Source organism: Sphingobium fuliginis, assembly GCF_015074805.1.
GTDB lineage: Bacteria > Pseudomonadota > Alphaproteobacteria > Sphingomonadales > Sphingomonadaceae > Sphingobium > Sphingobium fuliginis.
Map to the genome: position 1 here is coordinate 169196 of NZ_CP060036.1, position 19501 is coordinate 188696.

Annotated in this window: 18 protein-coding genes; 3 read left to right on the forward strand and 15 right to left on the reverse strand. The window is 66.9% G+C overall.

Annotated elements, in window-relative coordinates:
* Positions 1-69 precede the first annotated feature (69 nt).
* The 6 genes from H5V43_RS17095 to H5V43_RS17120 all read right to left on the reverse strand — a co-directional run bounded on the left by H5V43_RS17095 (position 70) and on the right by H5V43_RS17120 (position 6452).
* Entirely contained in the window at positions 70-2082 is a 2013-nt protein-coding gene (locus H5V43_RS17095; RefSeq protein ID WP_025548728.1) for a hybrid sensor histidine kinase/response regulator, read from the reverse strand.
* Positions 2079-3569, reverse strand: a complete 1491-nt coding sequence (locus H5V43_RS17100) for an ATPase domain-containing protein (RefSeq protein ID WP_025548727.1) — start codon at positions 3567-3569, stop codon at positions 2079-2081. The genes H5V43_RS17095 and H5V43_RS17100 overlap by 4 nt, the downstream gene beginning before the upstream one ends.
* Positions 3570-3673: 104 nt before the next feature.
* Complete coding sequence (locus H5V43_RS17105) at positions 3674-3871, reverse strand: hypothetical protein (protein WP_025548725.1); 198 nt, start codon at positions 3869-3871, stop codon at positions 3674-3676.
* 56 nt (positions 3872-3927) lie between these two features.
* Positions 3928-4638, reverse strand: coding sequence for a Crp/Fnr family transcriptional regulator (locus tag H5V43_RS17110; protein ID WP_025548724.1), 711 nt, complete (start codon positions 4636-4638; stop codon positions 3928-3930).
* A gap of 150 nt (positions 4639-4788) precedes the next feature.
* On the reverse strand, positions 4789-5691 hold the full coding sequence (locus H5V43_RS17115) for an NAD(P)H-hydrate dehydratase (RefSeq protein WP_025548722.1): 903 nt from the start codon (positions 5689-5691) through the stop codon (positions 4789-4791).
* Entirely contained in the window at positions 5688-6452 is a 765-nt protein-coding gene (locus H5V43_RS17120; RefSeq protein ID WP_025548721.1) for a histidine phosphatase family protein, read from the reverse strand. The genes H5V43_RS17115 and H5V43_RS17120 overlap by 4 nt, the downstream gene beginning before the upstream one ends.
* A 138-nt stretch (positions 6453-6590) precedes the next feature.
* Between H5V43_RS17120 and H5V43_RS17125 the strand changes: the two genes are divergently transcribed.
* Both H5V43_RS17125 and H5V43_RS17130 read left to right on the forward strand, forming a co-directional pair.
* Positions 6591-7070, forward strand: coding sequence for a pyridoxamine 5'-phosphate oxidase family protein (locus H5V43_RS17125; RefSeq protein ID WP_025548719.1), 480 nt, complete (start codon positions 6591-6593; stop codon positions 7068-7070).
* Between the two features lie 128 nt (positions 7071-7198).
* A complete protein-coding gene (locus H5V43_RS17130; RefSeq protein ID WP_244968700.1) occupies positions 7199-7852 on the forward strand; it encodes an HAD-IA family hydrolase in 654 nt (217 codons plus the stop codon).
* Between the two features lie 52 nt (positions 7853-7904).
* On the opposite strand, the gene H5V43_RS17135 is transcribed toward H5V43_RS17130, so the two are convergent.
* From H5V43_RS17135 to H5V43_RS17150, 4 genes are all read right to left on the reverse strand, one after another.
* Entirely contained in the window at positions 7905-9446 is a 1542-nt protein-coding gene (locus tag H5V43_RS17135; RefSeq protein WP_025548715.1) for a carboxylesterase/lipase family protein, read from the reverse strand.
* Positions 9447-9504: 58 nt separating this feature from the next.
* A complete protein-coding gene (locus tag H5V43_RS17140) occupies positions 9505-12411 on the reverse strand; it encodes a TonB-dependent receptor domain-containing protein (RefSeq protein WP_193666855.1) in 2907 nt (968 codons plus the stop codon).
* Positions 12412-12732: 321 nt separating this feature from the next.
* The gene (locus tag H5V43_RS17145) at positions 12733-13050 is read right to left on the reverse strand and encodes a hypothetical protein (RefSeq protein WP_025548714.1); all 318 of its coding nucleotides are present in this window, start codon (positions 13048-13050) and stop codon (positions 12733-12735) included.
* Positions 13051-13115: 65 nt separating this feature from the next.
* A complete protein-coding gene (locus H5V43_RS17150) occupies positions 13116-13814 on the reverse strand; it encodes a pirin family protein (RefSeq protein ID WP_025548712.1) in 699 nt (232 codons plus the stop codon).
* 123 nt (positions 13815-13937) lie between these two features.
* Between H5V43_RS17150 and H5V43_RS17155 the strand changes: the two genes are divergently transcribed.
* Entirely contained in the window at positions 13938-14867 is a 930-nt protein-coding gene (locus H5V43_RS17155) for a LysR family transcriptional regulator (protein WP_025548711.1), read from the forward strand.
* Here H5V43_RS17155 and H5V43_RS17160 read toward each other — a convergent pair whose 3' ends face one another.
* The 5 genes from H5V43_RS17160 to H5V43_RS17180 form a co-directional block, all read right to left on the reverse strand.
* The gene (locus H5V43_RS17160; RefSeq protein WP_140043183.1) at positions 14868-15563 is read right to left on the reverse strand and encodes a YoaK family protein; all 696 of its coding nucleotides are present in this window, start codon (positions 15561-15563) and stop codon (positions 14868-14870) included. It lies immediately after the preceding gene.
* Positions 15564-15627: 64 nt separating this feature from the next.
* The gene (locus H5V43_RS17165; RefSeq protein WP_025548709.1) at positions 15628-17553 is read right to left on the reverse strand and encodes an amidohydrolase; all 1926 of its coding nucleotides are present in this window, start codon (positions 17551-17553) and stop codon (positions 15628-15630) included.
* Entirely contained in the window at positions 17550-17780 is a 231-nt protein-coding gene (locus tag H5V43_RS17170; RefSeq protein ID WP_025548708.1) for a DUF1427 family protein, read from the reverse strand. The genes H5V43_RS17165 and H5V43_RS17170 overlap by 4 nt, the downstream gene beginning before the upstream one ends.
* A gap of 20 nt (positions 17781-17800) precedes the next feature.
* Entirely contained in the window at positions 17801-18640 is an 840-nt protein-coding gene (locus H5V43_RS17175; protein WP_193666856.1) for an alpha/beta fold hydrolase, read from the reverse strand.
* An 87-nt stretch (positions 18641-18727) separates the two neighbouring features.
* Positions 18728-19387, reverse strand: a complete 660-nt coding sequence (locus H5V43_RS17180) for a hydrolase (protein WP_025548706.1) — start codon at positions 19385-19387, stop codon at positions 18728-18730.
* Positions 19388-19501 lie beyond the last annotated feature (114 nt).

The window sequence follows — 19501 nt, forward strand, 5'->3', positions numbered from 1 at the left end:
CAACCTCCGCAATTCCATGCATAATGTGCCTGAAACCCACGGTCGGACGCCGGCAGCCGCACGCCGCCTTCACAGGGCCGCAAGGCTCTTGGCCAGATCGATCTGCTTGAAGGGCTTGGTCAACCGTGGCAGTTCCGCCGAAATTCCGGCATTTTCGGCATAGCCGGAAATCAGCAGCGCCCTGATCTCCGGCTTCAGCGCCCTCGCCTGCTCGATCAGGTCGGTGCCGGTCGTGCCAGGCATCAGATGGTCGGTGACCAGCACGTCGATGCCCGGCTCTGCCTTCATGATCGCGAGCGCATGTTCGGCGGAGCTGGCCTCCAGCACGTCATATCCCAGTTCGCGCAGCATGTGCACGGTGCTGGCGCGCACCAGTTCCTCATCATCCACCACCAGCGCCATGCCATGGTCCAGCTTGACCGGGGCGATGTCCGGCCCGGCGGCTTCCTTCCCGGCCTCGATCTCGCTGGTCGGCAGCCAGAGGCTGATCGTCGTGCCATGGCCCACGGCGCTTTCGATGGTGAGGCCGCCGCCCAGCTGCGCGGCCAGGCCATGCACCATCGACAGGCCAAGGCCGGTCCCCTGACCCACGCCCTTGGTCGTGAAGAAGGGCTCTATCGCCTTTTCTGCGGTCTGCTGGTCCATGCCGATGCCGGTGTCGGCCACCGACAGCCTGACATATCGCCCCTCCCGCAGATGCAGCCGGTTGTCGGCCGCCATGCTGTCGCAGTTCACGCCGATGCGAAGCTGCCCGCCGTCCGGCATCGCGTCGCGCGCATTCACCGCCAGGTTCAGCAACGCCATTTCGATCTGGTTGGCGTCGGCATGAGCGGCGGGCAGGTCGTCCGCCACCGCCAGTTCGACCTGCACGCGCGGGCCCGACGTGCTGACGATCAGGTCGCGCATGTCCCGCACCAATCCCCCAATGTCGATGGCGGTGGGCTGCAGCGGTTGCCGCCGCGCGAAGGCAAGCAGCCTTTGCACCAGCATCTTCGCCCGGTCGGCCGATTGCAGGGCGCCTTCGATCAGTCGCCGTTCCCGATCGGTGCCCAGGCCGCGGCGATGGAGCAGGTCGAGGCTGCCGACGATCGGCGTCAGCAGGTTGTTGAAATCATGGGCGACGCCGCCGGTCAACTGGCCCATGGATTCCAGCTTCTGCGACTGGCGCAGCGCCTCCTGCGCCAGTTCCAGTTCATGCGAGCGCTGCTGCACTCGCTCCTCCAGCGTTTCGTTGAGCGCGCGCAGGCGCTCCTCGCTCTGGCGAAGCGCTGCCTCCATGCGGCGGCGTTCGGTGATGTCGTTGAACAGCACGGCGACCTGGGGCGCCCTGGGGTCGCCCACGCGAAAGGCATAGACGTCGTACCAATAGCCGCCCAGCGCATCGGCCGCGTCCTCGAAGCGGACGGCCTCGCCGGTGCAGGCGACCTGGCCGTAAATGTCGAACCAATGCTGTTCATGCTCCGGCACGAGCGAGCGCATCCGCTTTCCCACCGCATCGCTGAGCCCGGTATGGCGCGCAAAGGCGGGATTGGTCTCTATGAAGAGATAGTCGACCGGCTTCCCCGCTTCGTCGAAGATCATCTCTATGATGCAGAAGCCCGCCTCGATCGAATCGAACAGGGTGCGATATTTCTCCGCGCCGCGATGCAGTTCCTCCAGCCTCGCGCGGGCGTCATATTGCCGCCGGCGGCCGCGCAGCGCCGAACGGGCAAGGCTGATCAGCGTGGTGGGGTGGAAGGGCCGCTCCAGGAAATTGACGTTGCCCAGCATCTCCAGATAGCGCGACGCCGATGGGTTGCGCTCCAGCCCGCCGCCGCGGCGGGTCAACAGGATGAAGGGGAAGTCCGACCATTCCGGCTGATCCTGCAACCAACCGACCAGCGGGTGCAGGTCGCGATTGTGCAGCGCCTCCTCCGTCACCAGCGCGAAGCCGGCGCCATGGTCGATGCCGTTCAGCAGGGCGGGAAGATCCCGGCAGATCTGCGACCGCAATCCCGCCTCGGCCAGCATCGATGCCGCGATCTCCGCATCGCGCCCGACGGGAGCGAGGATCAGCGCCCGTTCGGAAAGATGCGGTATCACGCCTTCTCGTCTTCGAGCAGCGCCGGCGCGCTGCCGACGAAATGCGGAACCCCGCGCAGCACGCCCTGAAAGCCCACCAGCGGTTCGCCCAGGCGAATGCCGTAAGATCCGATGCGGAATTCGCGGATCGTGTCCTCATGCGATCCGGTCCGCTTCTTGATGATCGACATGGCGCGGCGCACCCGGCCCAGCGCTTCGAAATAGCGCAGCAGGATGACCGTGTCGGCCAGATAGGTGACATCGACCGGCGTCTTCATGTCGCCCACCAGCCCATGCTGCGCGACCGTCAGGAAGGTGGTGGCCCCCTGCCGGTTCAGATATTGCAGCAGCTCATGCATGTGCAGGACCAGCGCATTTTCTTCCGGCATGGCGGACTGATAGCCGTTCAGGCTGTCGATGACGACGGTCCTCACGCCATGCCGTTCCACGCAGTTGCGCACCCGCTGGGCAAATTCGCCGGGGGACAGTTCGGCCGCGTCCACCTGCTCGACGATCAGGTCGCCGCTCCCGGCCATGGCCTGCATGTCGATGCCAAGGCCCAGGGCGCGGTTGAAGAGCAGGCCCATCTCCTCGTCGAAGACGAACATCGCCGCCTTTTCCCCGCGCCGGATCGCCGCCGTGACGAAGGTGAGGGCGAGCAGGGATTTGCCGGTGCCCGCCGGGCCGAGCACGAGGACGCTGGAGCCCCGCTCGATCCCGCCGCCCAGCAGGGCGTCGAGTTCGCCGGAATCGCTTTTCAGCACGTCGCGAACGAAGCTGGTCTTGTGTTCGGCCGACACCAGCCGGGGAAAGACGCGGACGCCGCCCTTCTCGATGACGAAATCGTGGAAGCCGCCGCGAAAATGCCGGCCGCGATATTTGATGATGCGCATCCGGCGGCGCTCCGGGCCGTAGCCGGGCGACAATTCCTCCAGCCGGATGACGCCATGGGCGACGCTGTGCACGGTCTTGTCCGCCACCTCCGCCGTCAGGTCGTCCAGCATCAGCACCGTCGCATTCTGCTTCGAGAAGAAGTGCTTGAGCGCCAGTATCTGGCGGCGGTAGCGCAGCGAGCTTTGCGCCAGGAGGCGGATTTCAGACAGGCTGTCCAGCACCACCCGGTCCGGCCGGACCCGCTCGAACGCATCGAAGATGCGGCGGGTGGTCTCGCCCAGTTCCAGGTCGGACGAATAGAGCAGGCTTTGCTGCTGCTGCTCGTCCAGCAGGCTTTCGGGCGGCACCAGTTCGAACAGGTCCACCCCCTCCAGGGTCCAGCCATGCGATGCCGCGCTCTCGCGCATCTCGTCCTCGGTTTCGGACAGGGTGATGTAGAGGCAGCGTTCGCCGCGCCGAGCGCCCTCGATCAGGAACTGCATCGCGATGGTGGTCTTGCCCGTGCCCGGACTGCCCTCCAGCAGGAAGACCCGGCCGCGGGTCAGCCCGCCGGAGAGAATGTCGTCAAGGCCATCCACGCCCGCCAGGGCCTGTTCGGTCGAATAGGTCTCCACGTCATCTCCTTTCAGGACAGGAGCATCGGCGATTACCATGGGAAGCGGCCGCCCTGAATGCGTCGCAGATTGATTTCGATCAAGTCAAGCCTGTAAGACGCGCGTCACGAGCCGGACGCGCCTGTCTCCCTGTCGTCGATCTGTTGCCGCGCCTCCGACGCCGCCCTGATGAGTTCGTTCGCCGTCTCTTCCGCGGCATCCGGCGTCATGCTGATGGCGACCCCGTCCGGGCCGTCGAGCATCACCTGTCCTTCCTCTGCATAGGCCTTGCCGGATTCATCGAAAACGCCGTCTCGGGGCATGGACCATCCTCTTCCGTTCATGTGCGAAGGACGCTCCGCAGGCGGATGCGGTTCCCTCAGCCGCCGATGAACAGGTAGGAGGGATCGTAATCGCATAGCCGCCGCAGCGCGGCGAGATCGGAAATGGTGACCCTGCCGCGCTGGACCTGGAGCAGTTCCCGTTCCCGGAGTTCCCGCAACATGCGATTGATGTGCACCGACGTCATGCCGCACGCCTCGCCCAGATCGGCCTGGGTCAGCGGCAGCGCGAACCGGCTGCCGTCGCTCAGCCCCACGGCGCGCAGCTTCGCCTCGATCTCGCAGAAGAAATGCGCGATCCGCGCGACGGCGTCGAGCCGGCCGAGGCGGAATATCCATTCCCGGTGCATGGCGGCGTCCAGCAGCGTGCTGAACCACAGCAGCTTCGTCAGATTGGGCCGCTGGGCCAGCAGGCCGTCCAGCGCCTCATGCGGGACCATGGCGATCTTGGAAGCGCTGAGGGTCGCGACATCATGGTCCAGCCGCCCCAGCGGATAGCCGTGGAGGTCGACGAAATCGCCGGGGACGTGGACGGCGACGAGCTGGCGCAGGCCGTTGCGGTCGTCCATGTAGCGGCAGATGAACCCTTCCATCAGGTAAGTGCTGCATGCGATCGGTTCGCCCGCATGGGCGAGGAGCTGGCGCGCATGGGTCTTGCGGACTTGGCTGACGCTGGCCTCCAGCGCCGCGAGATCCTGATCCGACAATTGCTCGCGGCGACGATTGCGGAGGAAGTCGGCAAAGATCATCGGCGGCATGTCTCCCCAGGGCATGGAGGCCCGGCCAATGGCTTATCAGCAGGGCCTGCCGGCGGCCAGCCTCTTCTCTCCGGCCTTTGGTCCCATGGCCCGGCCGGGATGAGGCGGGACGAGGGCAGCGAAGCGAAGTCCGCTTCCGTCTCACCCATCCTGCGGCGCGGTCATCGTCTCATCCAGCAGGCGGGGGACGATGGCGGCGAGTTCGCGCGCCAGGAAACCGATCCTGCCGATCTCTTCCGACAGGGCCCGTCCCGCCGCGCCGTGCAGCCAGCAGCCCCAGGCGGCGGCGCGGAACGGATCGGCCCCACGCGCCAGCAGGCCGCCGATGATGCCCGCCAGAACATCGCCCGATCCCGCCGTGGCCAGGCCTACGCAGCCCCCGTCGAAGCGGAGCAGCCGGCCGGACGGATCGGCCAATATGCTTTCCTGCCCCTTGAGCAGGATGACCGACCGGAAGCGGCCGGCCATGTCGGCTGCGACGCCTTCGGGATCGGCTGCGACGGCGGCTTCATCCATCCCCGCGAAGATCGCCATCTCCCCGCGATGGGGCGTCATGATCACGCGGCCCTCATGGCTGGCGATGACGGCGGCCAGGTCGCGGGCGGAGGTCAGCGCCGCCGCATCCAGCACGACGCCGAGGCCATGGCGCGGGGACGCGAGCAGGCGCGCCACCAGCGTGTCGGTGCGGTCGCTGACGCTCATCCCTGGTCCCAGGACCATGGCGTCGCATCGTCCGACATGCGCCTCCAGCATGGCCACGGCCTGGGCGGCGATCTCGCCATTGCGGTCGGACGGCAGCGCCAGCATCGACGCCTCGGGCACCAGCACGCCCAGCGCGGTCGCGACCGACTGGACCGTCGCCAGCTGCACCTTGCCGGCCCCCGCCCTGAGCGCCGCCTCGCCCGTCAGGCGCAGGGCGCCGGGGACGAATTCGGCGCCGCCGATCACAACCACGCGGCCGCGCTCATTCTTGTCCGATGCGTCCGCGAGCCCCGGCAGCGGATGGTCGCGCAGCCAGCGGCGGTCGATCCGTGGCGGGCTCATCCGCGCGCTCCCGCAATGGCGTCGGGCGCCTTGGTGACGGGCGTGCGGTCCTCCTCCATCGGCGCGGTGACATTGTAGCGCTGAAGGACCAGCCGGCCGTCGCGGCCCGCATCCGCCTCCAGCCGATAATCGGTCACGGCGCAGTTCGCGACATCCCCTCTAGCGTCGATGGCGAGAATCTCGGTTTCCGTGAGGCTCTCCAATATATAGCGCATGCACAGCACCACGACCTGATGGCTGAAGATCATCACCCGCCGCCCGGCATAGTGGAGCGAGATGGTGTCCATCACCGACCGCAGGCGAAGGATGACGTCGCACCAGCTCTCCCCGCCGGGCGGGCGATGATAGAATTTCCCCAGCAGGCGGCGGAATTCGGCCTGATCGGGGAAGATGTTGCGGATGCCGCCGGTGGTGAGGCCGTCCAATATGCCGAACTCCTTTTCGCGAAGCCGCTCGTCGAAGCAGATCGGCTCCTCCCCCGCCGCGCCGCCATGGTCGCGGAAGAGCCGGGCGGTCTGGCAGGCGCGCAAATAGGGAGAGGACAGCAGCACATCCGGACGGCAATCTTCTGGCTGCCGCGCGAACCAGCGGCCGAGCGAAGCGGCCTGTTCCCGCCCCAGATCGCTCAGCGGCACGTCGGCATCGCGGATGGACAGGGCGATGCGGTCGGCCGCCGCTTCATGGGCGGCGTCCCGCGCGACATTGCCGGCGCTCTGGCCATGGCGCGCGATGATCAATTGGGCGGGCCAGCGGATCGTCATCTGACTTCTTCTCCTTCCCTTCTTCCCTGCATCGGGGGGACAACGCCCGGGCGGCGGATCGGCTTCATCCCGCCGCGCGGGCGGACCCTTCGCGCCCGCCATTCGTATAGTCCGTTCCAAAATCGGGAGATGATGATCATGAGCGATGCGCATAAGCTGAAGGAACATCTGTGGGATCGCATGTCGGACAGCCCCTTCATGATGCTGGGCCTGACCGGCAGCGGGCAGCATAGCGAGCCGCTGACCGTCCAGTTGGACAAGGACCAGGTGGATACGCTGTGGTTCTTCGTGGGCAAGGACAACCGTCTGGCCGGCGGCGGCGCGGCGATGGGCCAGTTCGTTTCCAAGGGGCACGATTTCTTCGCCTGTTTCGCCGGTCGCGCGCGCATCGACAATGATCCGGCGATGATCGACAAGCTGTGGTCGACGACGGTCGAAGCCTGGTTCCCGGGCGGCAGGTCGGACCCCAATCTGGCCCTGCTGCGCTTCGACATCGACGAGGCGGAATTGTGGGAGGCGGACGTGTCGCTGACCGGAAAGCTCAAGATGCTGTTCGGCGGCAGGATACGTCCGAGCGAGGAGGGCAGCCACGCCAGGGTCGAGACGACGGCGAAGTGACCTGGCGATCCGGCGGCGAGCCGCCGGATCGAAACGGGCGTGCGTTTCGCGGCGGTCCTGTGTAGGAGGCGGTCGGGGGGCGGATGCCGGTCCGCCCGCATGGTCTTTTCGCAAGGATGGCGGTGCCGATGGAACACAGGTCCGTGGATGCGGTGCTGCTCGACATGGACGGCACGATCCTGAACTCCATCAAGGTGGCGGAACGGGTCTGGGGCGAATGGGCGCTGCGCCATGGACTGGATGTCGAGGCTTTCCTGCCGACCGTCCATGGCGTGCAGTCGGTGGAGACGATCGGGCGGCTGGGCCTGCCCGGCGTCGATCCGGTGGCGGAGGCGGCGCTCGTCACCCAGGCGGAGATCGATACGGTCGACGGGATCGAGGCGATCGAGGGCGCGGCGGCGTTTCTCGCGGCGCTGGCCGATTGCCGCTGGGCCGTCGTCACCTCAGCACCGCGGCAGCTTGCGCTGCGCCGCATCCAGGCCGCTGGGCTGCCCGTTCCGCCGCTGCTGATCGCGGCGGAGGATGTGGAACGCGGCAAGCCCGCCCCGGACTGCTTCCATCTGGCGGCCAAACGTCTGGGAACGACGGCGGACCGCTGTCTGGTGATCGAGGATTCGGTGGCGGGGATCATGGCGGCGGAGCGTGCGGGCGCAAGCATCCTGGTCGTCACCGCGACCCATCACCGGCCGATGGAGACCCCGCATCCCGCCATTGTCGACTATCGCGGCCTTGGCGCGGTTCCTGCCACCGGCGGGTCCGTCCGCATCGGACCCATCGGCTGAGGCCAGGAGGACGCTGCGTCAGATCGGACGACGCGCCATCGTCTTCCTTCGCTCAGGGCAGGGTCTGGCCGGTGCGGTCGGCCCAGAGTCGCCACCAATAGGCGATCTGCCCCGCCCGGAAATTAGGGGCGACGGCGGTCCTGCGGTCGATCAGCAGCGGGCCGCGATGAGGGCCTTCATATTCCGTCCAGCGCGGCAGAGCCCTGTTGCCCGACCCAAGGCCGTTGGGGTCGCCGTCCTTGATGAAATTCGCCCAATAATCCTGCATCATCGCGGCCAGACGCGCATTTTCGGCGCCCTGCGACGCCTTGGCCGCGCCCAGCGTATAGCCGAAATCGGCGCAATGCGGCGCGCCCGCCGCCTTGCCGCGCTCGGCGGGGGGGACATAGGCGAAATGATAGGACCAGCTTGGCTGCCAGCGCGCCGCGAGAGCCGCCGTCGCGGTCGCCGCCGCGGTGAAGATGAAGTCGGTCTGCACCTGCCGCAGCAGTTCCGCCGGGGGCAGCCTGCCCTGCGGATCATAGACCTTCCGCACCGCCGCCATGTCGATGCCGAAGCGGTCCTTCAGCACCCTTTCGTCAAAGCCCATCAGGCCGAAGATGCTCGCTTCATTGCTGGTGGAGCCGGCGATATAGGGGACGCGGGCGATATGCCCCCTGGCGAAGGCGATGGCGGTTTCCTCCGGGATCATCTCGCCGTCGACCACCGCGCCGAAATTGGGGGGGCCGGGATCGGCCGCCATGACCGCCGCCGGATCGAGCCTGCGCAGGGCGGCGATGGCCTCCTTGCCCTCGCCGGTGACGCCCGCGCGCCCGGCGAAGGCGACCCCCTCCCGCTCCGCCTGCGCCTGCGGACGGGTCGCATTGTTGATGCCGCCGCCGCTATGCGCGCTGGCGCGGGCGAACAGGCCGCGCGATCGGGGCGAGGCGACCAGCGCGTTGATGCTGGAGCCGCCCGCCGAGCAGCCCATGATCGTGACCTTGTCCGGATCGCCGCCGAAGCGCGCGATATTGTCGCGCACCCAGTTCAGACCGGCGACCTGGTCCATCAGCCAGTAATTGCCGGTCGGCGCCCCCGGCTGCTCCGCGCGCAGGCCGGGGTGCGAGAAGAAGCCGAGCCGCCCCAGCCGATAGTTGAGCGACACCACCAATATGCCGCGCCTGTTATAGACCCGGGCGGCATCGTCGAACAGTTCCGCGCCCGAACCCACGAAGAAGGCGCCGCCATGGATCAGCACCAGGACCGGCATCCTGCCCTCGAACGAGGGGGTGGCGACATTGATCGACAGGCAGTCCTCGCTTTGCGGAGCGCCGCGTTCATGGGGGGTCTCGGGCTGCGGGCAGATCGGGCCGAAGCGGGAGGCGTCGCGAGGGGTGGTCCAGGGGGCGGCCGGGCGCGGCGGCGTCCAGCGATGGTCGCCGCCGGTCGTCCGGGCGAAGGGGATGCCCTTGAAGACGCCGCCTTCGCCCTGCGCCACGCCGCGCACGGGTCCGGATGCGGTCGCCACCACCGGACCTGCCGGAGCCGCCGCGACCAGGCTGCCGCCGACCAGCGAAAGGCAGGCGGCGCCCGCCAGAAATGCTGCTGCCTTCACCCCATCTCTCCCCAGGAAGGGCAGGCGGCGTCCCTTCGGTGCGCCGCCTGCCCCGTGATCAGAATTTGAACCGGACGCCGGCGGTGAACGCCCGTCCCACCGTATCATAGGTGGAGATGATCGTCGGCAGGTTCACACCCGGAATATCGGCGGCCACCAGCGGCGGATCGCGGTCGAACAGATTGTTGATCGTGATGAACGGCTCCAGGCTGCCGCCCCAGCCCTCGATCTTCTGGCTGATGGTGAGGTCGGTGTACCAGACCGAAGGCGCCTTCGCCCCGGAATAATTGTTGTTCGGTTCGCGCGATCCGACCTTCACCGGACCGGTATATTGTTCGGAGACGAAGATGGTGAGCCCGCCGTCGCTGACATAGTTGAGGTTCAGCGTGCCGCGCCATTTCGGCCGGGCGATGGGACCATTGTTGATGCCGTAGCCCGCGGAGTCATAGGCGGGGACCGCCGCGCTCTGCTGCGTCACATATTTGTCGAGCCAGCTGACATAGGCGCGGGCGCTGAAATTGCCGTTGCCAAGGCGCGTCGCATAGCTGGCGTCGATGTCGATGCCCGCCGTTTCCAGCCTGGCGATATTGGCGGCCGCGATGCGGACCAGGCTGGGGAAGGCGGTCGGGCTTGGCCGGGTGATCAGCGCGCATTCGGGCGCGGAGGCATTGGCGACGCAGTTCTGCACGATCCGCGTGGTGTCGAGCGTGCCGATGGCGCCGTCGATCTTCAGGTTGAAATAGTCTGCCGACAGGCTGAAGCCGGGCAGGAAGCGCGGCGTCAGCACGAAACCGAAGGTCCTGGTCTTCGCCTTTTCCGGATCGAGCAGGCGGTTGCCGCCCGACACGGTGGAGACGTTGCCGCTCTGGCCCGACACCGGATCGGTCAGCAGCCCGATGCCGCTCTGGTCGCCCGCGAACAGGTCGAACAAGGTGGGCGCACGGATGTCGCGGGAGATGGTGCCGCGCAGCAATATGTCCTGTACCGGCTTCCAGGTGAGGCCGACCTTCCACGTTTCGACCTGGCCCGACGTGCTGTAGTCGGTGATGCGGCCCGCGCCGTTCAGTTCCAGCGAGTTGAGGAAGGGCATGTCCTTGACGATCGGCAGGTTGATTTCACCGAAGGCTTCCTTGACCGTCACGCTGCCCTGCGCCTGGCCCACATTGGTCAGCCAGTAGAAGAGAGAGGTCGAGGACACGCCGCGCAGGCCGGCGAAATATTCGCTGCGTTCAGCGGCGGTGTCGAGCCGCGAGGGGTCGCTGTTGCTGGTGAGGTCCAGCGACTGCTTGCGCCATTCGCCGCCGACCACGATGTCCACCGGACCGCCCGGCAGTTCGAAGGGCGAACCCTGGAACTGCAGCGCGGCGGCGTCATGCTTGATCCGCGCGTCATAGGACATGGTGCCGGTCGCATAATCATAGCCCGGCTGGTTGGTATAGGCGTCGCCGGTCAGGAAGATGTTGAGCGGCTGGCATCCGGCGAAGCGCGCCCGGATGACGGGATCGGCGCTCAGCGTCGGGCGGCAGACGATATTGCCGTTGGTGTCGCGCACGGCGTCCAGCGCGGCATAGGCCTTCTGATAGTCGTAGAGGCCATGCTGGTCGACGCTGTGCCTGGAACTGCCATGGGTATAGTTGACCGACCATTTCCAGCCGTCGCCCAGATTGCCTTCGAGGCCCGCCGTCGCCATCCAGAAATCGGTGCGTTCCTGGGTGAAGGGCTTTTTCGCGCTGTCGCCCGAATATTTGCCGATGTTGAACTGCTGGCCGGGGGTCAGCGCCGCCTCGATCCGGGCGGGGATGAAGGGGTTGCCCTGGAAGACGGGGGCGTTCTGCGTGCCGACCCAGGCATTGGACTGGCTGATATAGCTGAGTTCGCTGCGGGTGAAATTGCCCTGCACGAAGAAATTGATGTCGTCCGTCACATCGTAGCTGAACCGGCCGAAGGTCTGGTAGGTGCGCAGCGGCGCGACCGCATGGACGTCCGACGGGATGACGAAGCCGTCGCCGCCGATGTTGAACGCCGCCGTTCCGGTCGGCGTGCCGTTGTCGAAGGGCCGGATCGTGCCGTCGCCGTTGATCTGGTAATTGGCGAAGGGGCCGTCCAGTATCTTGCCGTTGTCGCTGGCGAAGATCAGGTGGATATTGTCCTGAAGGATGCGTGGATTGGCGTTGGAACCCGGCGTCGCGCTGCTGCCGGGCACGCTGCCGACATAGACATAGTTGGAATTGCCGCCCTTGCGGTCGGATCGCAGCATGCCGTCATTATTATAATATTCGCCCGACAGCAGCAGGTGGCCGCGCCCGCCGAACAGGTCCATGCCGCCGGCCAGGCTGATGCGCTGATTGCCATTGTCCCCGCGCTGCGACACGCCGGCCTGGACGCTGCCGGTGAGGCCGGTGAACTTGCGGTTGAGGACGAAGTTGACGACGCCCGCCACGGCGTCCGACCCATAAGCGGCCGATGCGCCCGCCGTCACGATGTCGACGCGCTGGAGCAGGGCGTTGGGGATGACATTGGTGTCGACCGTGCCCTGATAGGTGGTGGGCGGCACGCGCATGCCGTCGAACAGGATCAGCGTGCGGTTGCCGCCGACGCCGCGCAGGTTGAGGACATTGCCATGGCTGGCGCTGTTGGCGAAGTTGTGGGAACTGCGCGAGGGGCTGGAACTGTTCTGGAACTGCGGCAGCTTGTTGAGCGCATCGGGCACGTTGGTGGGCGTCGCCTTGACCAGATCCTCCGTCGTGGCGACCGTCACGGGGGTGGGCGCGGTATAGCCGTCGCGCACGATGCGGGATCCGGTGACGATGATGTCGCTGGTGCCGGCGTCCGTGCCGGCGTCGGCCGGGTCTTCCGACCGGACCTGGGCGCCGTCGACCTGGGGAGCGGTCTGCGCCATGGCCGGAGCGACAAGTGCCAGCAAGCTCACACTGACGCATGTGGCGGACGCAACGGACAGCTTCATCCCAAGTCTCCTCTCGCTGGAAGGGTTTGTTATTCAAATATATACTGTGATGCATAATTCGCTAGAAGCATAAAAAGTGCATGTCAATGCATTTTTCGCAAGCGGTCGCGCCGGGTGTCCGCCGCCATGCGGGCGGCGTCGTCGCGGCGTGACAGGGCAGGGAGTTTCGCCGGTGCATCGCAGGATCGGCCTGAAGGGCAGCCGCAACGGCTTCGTCGCGGCCACCCCTTTCATCTGGAGGCCGCGTTGTGTCTCTATCGCTCGGACGCGCTTTTCATCGCCGGTTCGACCGCGCTCCCGCTGTGGGCCGTCGCGACGAAATCAGGCGCCCAGGAGCGCCAGCGCATCGATCTGCCGCCGGGAAAAGCCTCTTTCGTAAAGGGCTGGCATGTGCCGTTCGGCAATCTGCCGCGTGCGGCCGGTCTCGCACAGGAAATCGCGCAGGGGCAGAAGATCGGCGGGCGGCGTGCGGGCGGCCCGGGGCGCGCCGATGATCGCGTTCAGCGCATGGGAAAGGCGCGCGCGCAGCGGTCCGGCGGGCGCCGGATCGCCGCAGCCGCAATCGGCCACCGCGATCAGGGCAGCCTTCACATCGCGCCATTCGGCGGGGCTGAGCTCGGGCGGGGCGATATTCAGCATGGCCGTCCTCCTCATGCGCAGGGTGAAGGGACACGGCCTTTGGGCCGCGTCCGCTCCTGCTTTCGTTATGCCGCGTCCACCAGGACGATCTCGCTGTCCTCGATCGCGGTGACGCGGATCACGTCCATGTCGCTGATCGCCGCGCCGTCGCGGGCGTTGACGCGCACGTCGTCGATCCGGATCGCGCCGGTCGCCGGCACCAGATAGGCCTTGCGGTCGCGGCCGATCGGATATTCCGCGCTCTCCCCGGCCTTCAGCGTCGCCGCCACCACCCGCGCATCGGTGCGGATCGGCAGGGCGTCATTGTCATTGTCGTAGCCGGAGGCAAGGGTGACGAACTGACCGGCGCGGTCGCCCTTGGGGAAGGGCCGGGCGCCCCAGCTCGGCGCTTCGCCGTCGCGGGTGGGCAGAATCCAGATCTGGAAGATCCGGGTCGTCACATCCTCCAGATTATATTCCGAATGGCGGATGCCGGTGCCCGCGCTCATCACCTGGACGTCGCCGGCCTCTGTCCGGCCCTTGTTGCCCAGGCTGTCCTGATGCGTGATCGCGCCTTCGCGGACATAGGTGATGATTTCCATGTCGCGGTGCGGGTGCGGCGGAAAGCCCGTCTGGGGCGCGATGGTGTCGTCGTTCCAGACGCGCAGATTGCCCCAGTGCATGCGGGCGGGATCGTGATAGCCGGCGAAGGAAAAATGATGCTTGGCATCGAGCCAGCCGTGATTGGCGCCGCCGAGGCTGTCGAAGGGACGCAGTTCGATCATGTCTTGTCTCCTCATCGGGCGGGGGCCGGAAATGGCCTTGCCCTGTTGAACATCTCTTTACAGGCGTGCGGCTTTCCCGTTCAGTGGGATAAATTGCATCGAACCGTTCGAGGAAATGGAACAGTGAACAATCCGGGCATGCCGACCTTCGACCAGCTGCGCATCTTCCTGACGATCGTGGACAGCGGCAGTTTCGCGGCGGCGGGGCGCAGGCTGAACCGCGCCGTGTCCGTCATCAGCTATGGCATCGCCAATCTGGAGGCGCAGCTTGGCCTGACGCTGTTCGACCGGGAGGGGACGCGTAAACCGCAACTCACCGTCGCGGGCCGCGCCCTGCTGGCGGAGGCGCGCAGCATCGCCGACGGCGTCGACGGCCTGCGCGCGAAGGTGAAGGGGCTGCTCGACGGGCTGGAGGCGGAGGTCGACCTGGCGGTCGACGTGATGCTGCCGTCGGAGCGCCTGGGCCGCGTGCTGCGCGCCTTCGCCCGCGAATTCCCGACGGTCCAGCTTCGCCTGCATGCCGAGGCGCTGGGCGCGATCACCGCGATGGTGCTGGACCGCGCGGCGGTGGTCGGCATATCCGGGCCGTTGTCCGCAGGGGTCGAGGGGATCGAGAGCCGGACGGCGGGAGCGGTGGCGATGGTGCCGGTCGCCGCGCCCGATCATCCGCTGGGACGGATGGAGGCCATCGCGCCGGGCGCCGGGCGCGACCATATACAGCTGGTGCTGACGGACCGTTCGCGATTCACGGAGGGGCGGGATTATTCGGTGCGCAGTCCCAAGACCTGGCGCCTCGCCGACCTCAGCGCCAAGCATGCGCTGCTGCGGGAAGGCATCGGATGGGGCAATATGCCGCTGCCGATGATCGAGCCGGATCTGGTCGCAGGGACGTTGGTGCGGCTCGCCATGCCCGACCATGACGGGGGCATGTACCGTTTCTCCGCCATCTGGCGGCGCGACACGCCGCCGGGGCCGGCCGCCTCCTGGCTGCTCGATCAGTTCGTGGCGCTGGGCGCGCTGGACCGGGATGTGGAGGGCATGGGCGACATCTGATCAGGCGGGCGCCTTGGCGTCCGGGTGCAGCGCGCAGGCGGCGGTGCCGAAGAGGACCAGCGCGCCCGAGAGGATCAGCGGCGCGACGAGACCGGCGCGATTGACCAGCAGGGCCCCGATGGCCGCGCCCAGCAGGATGGCGGCGACGCCGCCGATGCGGCGGCCGCGATTGGGGCTGCTGCCGCCCGCCAGCGCGGAATCCGCCGCCAGCCCGGTGAGCGTGAGGGTGAGAACCGTGGTGGTGAGGTCCGGCACCTTGAGCTGGCGCACGGTCGCGTTGCGGAAGCCCATGGCAAGGCCGGTCAGCGCGATGATCGCATAGAGCGCGCTGCCGGGCGACTGGCTGGCGATGTCGAAGCCGGTGGCGACGCCCGCCGCGATCCAGAGCAGCACAGCCTCTGCCAGCGCGGCCACCATCAGCCAGCGGCGCAACGGCAGCCCGACATGATGCCTGCCCACGCGCCCCGCCACCAGCGCCCCGATCAGGAAGGCGGCGATGGCGGCCAGATAGGAGAGCGCGTGGAACCCCGGCGTACCCACGGCGGCGAAGCCCAGGAAGACGATGTTGCCGGTCATATTGGCGGTGAACACCTTGCCCAGGCCCAGCACGCTGATCGCGTCGACCAGGCCTGTGGTGACGGAGAGCAGGAGGAGCAGCCAGGGCAGCGGCGCGGCGGGGCCGTTGGGAGCGGTCATGATGTCCTCGAATCGCTTGGCTGTTAAAGGGGGCTGGGCGCGTTTATCCGGTCGGCAGGCGAAATCACACTGCCCAGCAGCCGCAGCCGAGCGCGCCCCAGAAGCTCTGGACATCGGCGGCGGGAACCGATGCGCCCAGCGCCGCTGCATGGTCATGACCGTGGACGGCGCAGGCGGAATGGCAACCGCAGGCCGACGCCATCTTCCTGGCCGTCGCATCCTTCCGATAATGGCCGCCGAAGGTCGCGACCGGCGACCAGTCGGGCATCGCTTTGGGCGCGGCCGGGGCAAGCGGGCCATAATCGCCCTCGCCATAGACGATCCTGCCGCCCAGCACGGTCAGCACCGACCGCAAATGGGCGATCTCATCCTCCGGCACGGTGAAATAATCGTCGGACAGCAGCGCCAGGTCGGCCAGTTGCCCGGCCTTGATCTGTCCCTTCTTGCCGACTTCATTGGAAAACCATGTGTTCTTCTCCGTCCACAGCCGTAACGCCGTCTCGCGGTCCAGCCGGTTGCGCACCGGATAAAGCGTCAGCCCGCCGACCGTCTTCGACGTCACCAGCCAGGACAGCGACACCCAGGGATTGTAGCTGGCGACGCGGGTCGCGTCGGTGCCCGCGCCGACCGGCAGGCCCGCCGCCATCATGCGCTTGATCGGCGGCGTGGCCTCTGCGGCTTTCGCGCCGTAGCGGTCCACGAAATATTCGCCCTGGAACGCCATGCGGTGCTGCACGGCGATGCCGCCGCCCAGCGCCGCGATCCGGTCTATATTGCGGTCGCCGATCGTTTCGGCATGGTCGAAGAACCAGTTGAGGCCCTGCAGCGGAATATCCCTGTTCACCTTCTCGAACACGTCGAGCGCGCGGCCGATGGTCTGGTCGTAGGTGGCGTGCAGGCGCCAGGGCCAGCGGCGTTCGGCCAGCAGGCGGATGACAGGTTCCAGATCGCCTTCCATTTCCGGCGGCATGTCCGGGCGGGCGACGCGGAAATCCTCGAAATCCGCGGCCGAATAGACCAGCATCTCGCCCGCGCCGTTGTGGCGGTAGCTGTCGTCGCCGTCGCCGGGCCTGATCTTCGTCGACCAGTTGGCGAAGTCCCTGAGCTCCTCCTTCGGTTTCTGGGTGAAGAGGTTATAGGCGATGCGCAGGGTGAGATCGCCGTCCCTGTGCAGCTTCTCCACGATCTCATAATCGTCGGGATAGTTTTGCGAGCCGCCGCCCGCGTCTATCACGCTGGTGACGCCCAGCGAATTCAGTTCCCGCATGAAATGCCGGGTCGAATTGAGCTGATATTCGGGCGGCAGCTTCGGGCCCTTCGCCAGCGTGGCGTAGAGGATGGTCGCATTGGGCTGCGCCAGCAAAAGGCCGGTCGGATTGCCCTGCGCGTCGCGGACGATCTCGCCGCCCGGCGGATTGGGCGTATCCTTCGCATAGCCCACCGCCCGCAGCGCCGCCGCGTTCAGCAACGCGCGGTCATAGAGATGGAGGATGAAGACCGGCGTGTCGGGCGCCGCGGCGTTGATCTCTTCAAGGGTCGGCAGGCGCTTTTCCGCGAACTGATGCTCGGTGAAGCCGCCGACGACGCGCACCCATTGCGGCGGCGGCGTGATTTCCGCCTGGCGCTTCAGCATCGCCATGGCGTCGGCCAATGTCGGAACGCCTTCCCAGCGCAATTCCATATTATAGTTGAGGCCGCCCCGGATGACATGGATGTGGCTGTCGATCAGGCCGGGGATGAGGCGGCGGCCTCCGGCGTCGATGACCTGCGCATCGGGGGAGGCGGCGGCGCGGACTTCGCCTTCGCCGCCGACGGACAGGAATGTGCCGTCGCGGATCGCCACGGCCTGCGCGACCGGATTTTCCCGGTCCAGCGTCGTGACTCTGGCATTGATGATGATGACGTCCCTGGCGGTCATGGCGAAGCTTTCCGTGGCGGTGAACAGGGTGGTGGCGCCGGCGCCGGCAAGCGCCCGGCGGCGGGTGATCACTGCTCCTGCTCCGGCTTTGGCGGCAGGGCGGCGGCGCTTTGCTGCGCGGGGGTGAAAGGCTTGCCGCGCAACAGGCTGCCGGCGACGGGCACGACCCGTTCGCCGGCGAGGATGCCTGCCAGCCCGACCAGCGCGATGACCGGCGGGGCTGGGGAACGGACCCCAAGCAGGCTGTAGACGATGCCGACCAGCAGCCCGGCGCCCAGCGAGAATATATAGGCTTTCATGGGTCCGTTCCTTCGCTGCGTCAGGCCTTGATGAACGCCAGAATGTCGGCGTTGAGGACATCGGCGTTCACCGTCAGCATGCCGTGCGAATAGCCCTCATAGATTTTCAGCGTGGCGTTCGGCAGGATTTCGGCCTGGAGCAGGCCTGCATTCCTGTAGGGCACGACCTGATCGTCGTCGCCGTGCAGGACGAGCGTGGGGACGGTGATCGCCTTCAGATCGTCGGTCTGGTCGGTTTCGGAAAAGGCCTTGATCCCTTCATAATGGGCGAGCGCGCTGCCCATCATCCCCTGCCGCCACCAATTGTCGACGACGGCGGGCTTCACCTCCGCCCCTTCGCGGTTGAAGCCGTAGAAGGGGCCGGCCGCAACTTCATGGAAGAATTGCGCGCGGTTGGCGGCAAGGCCCGCGCGCAGCCCGTCGAACACATCGATCGGCAGGCCGCCGGGATAGCGGTCCGTCTTCACCATGATCGGCGGCACGGCGCTGACCAGCACCGCCCTGGCGACGCGCTCTTCGGGCAGGCCGTGACGGGCGACATAGGCGGCCACTTCGCCGCCGCCGGTCGAATGGCCGATGTGGATGGCGTCGCGCAGATCGAGATGCCGGGCCACGGCGGCCGCGTCGCCGGCATAATGGGCCATGTCATGGCCGGAATCGACCTGTTGCGAGCGGCCATGGCCACGCCGGTCATGGGCGATGACGCGATAGCCCTGGGCAAGGAAGAACAGCATCTGCGTGTCCCAGTCGTCGGCGGAAAGCGGCCAGCCATGATGGAACATGATCGGCTGGGCGTCCTTGCTGCCCCAATCCTTGTAGAAGATGTCGACGCCGTCCGGGGTGGTGACGAAATTGCTCATCGGGAAATCCTTTCATCGCTCTGGCTTGGGGGTGCGGGAGAAGGGGCAGCCGGGCCAAAAGGGCGGCCCGGCTGTGGGGAGGGGGGATCAGTGGCCGCCTTCGGAGGCGCCGAACATGGCGCTGGCATAAGTGATGCCCAGTCCATAGGCGCCGCCCCACTGGCGGGCGATGCCGGTGGTAAGCGCATAGGTTTCGGCGCGCGCCCAGTCGCGTTGCAGTTCGAGCAGATATTGCAGCGCCGTGATCGGGCGCGCGCCCGCCTGGATCATGCGTTCCACGGCGCGGTCATGGGCTTCCTCGGAAATGTCGCCGCTGGCGTCGGTGATGACATAGACCTCGAAACCCTGTTCGAGTGCGGAGAGCACCGGGCCGACGATGCAGACGCTGGTCCACAGTCCGGCGATGACCAGGCGGTCCTTGCCGATGCGGTTCACCTCCTCGATCACGGCGGCGTCTTCCCAACTGTTCATGCTGGTGCGGTCGATCATCGGCTGGTCGCCAAAGGCGTCGGCGATCTCGCTGAACATCGGGCCGGAAAAGCTCTTCTCCGCAACGGTGGTGAGGATGGTGGGGACGTGGAAGCCGGCCGCGGCATTGGAGACCAGGGCGGCATTGTTGCGCAATATTTCGGGCGCGATCGACTTGGTGGCGAAGGCCATCTGCGACTGGAAGTCGATCAGGATCAGGGCGTGGTCGTCGGGCGACAGCAGCGCATCGGCGGGGGTCGGAATGGCGGTGATCGACATGGCGGGTCTCCTTCCTTGAAAGTGCAGGGGCCCGTCGTTCGGGCTGATGTCGGTCTACTTTCCCTCGCTTCTGCGAAACAGGCGCATAAAATCTACCTATTCGTTCCAAATTCT

Coding starts and splice junctions, on each gene's coding strand:
- H5V43_RS17180 (WP_025548706.1), bottom strand. CDS start 19,387: ATGTCGATCACCGCCATTCCGACCCCCGCCGATGCGCTGCTGTCGCCC.
- H5V43_RS17160 (WP_140043183.1), bottom strand. CDS start 15,563: ATGACCGCTCCCAACGGCCCCGCCGCGCCGCTGCCCTGGCTGCTCCTC.
- H5V43_RS17105 (WP_025548725.1), bottom strand. CDS start 3,871: ATGCCCCGAGACGGCGTTTTCGATGAATCCGGCAAGGCCTATGCAGAG.
- H5V43_RS17110 (WP_025548724.1), bottom strand. CDS start 4,638: ATGATCTTTGCCGACTTCCTCCGCAATCGTCGCCGCGAGCAATTGTCG.
- H5V43_RS17145 (WP_025548714.1), bottom strand. CDS start 13,050: ATGCTGAATATCGCCCCGCCCGAGCTCAGCCCCGCCGAATGGCGCGAT.
- H5V43_RS17150 (WP_025548712.1), bottom strand. CDS start 13,814: ATGATCGAACTGCGTCCCTTCGACAGCCTCGGCGGCGCCAATCACGGC.
- H5V43_RS17130 (WP_244968700.1), top strand. CDS start 7,199: ATGGAACACAGGTCCGTGGATGCGGTGCTGCTCGACATGGACGGCACG.
- H5V43_RS17125 (WP_025548719.1), top strand. CDS start 6,591: ATGAGCGATGCGCATAAGCTGAAGGAACATCTGTGGGATCGCATGTCG.
- H5V43_RS17175 (WP_193666856.1), bottom strand. CDS start 18,640: ATGAGCAATTTCGTCACCACCCCGGACGGCGTCGACATCTTCTACAAG.
- H5V43_RS17140 (WP_193666855.1), bottom strand. CDS start 12,411: ATGAAGCTGTCCGTTGCGTCCGCCACATGCGTCAGTGTGAGCTTGCTG.
- H5V43_RS17170 (WP_025548708.1), bottom strand. CDS start 17,780: ATGAAAGCCTATATATTCTCGCTGGGCGCCGGGCTGCTGGTCGGCATC.
- H5V43_RS17115 (WP_025548722.1), bottom strand. CDS start 5,691: ATGAGCCCGCCACGGATCGACCGCCGCTGGCTGCGCGACCATCCGCTG.
- H5V43_RS17120 (WP_025548721.1), bottom strand. CDS start 6,452: ATGACGATCCGCTGGCCCGCCCAATTGATCATCGCGCGCCATGGCCAG.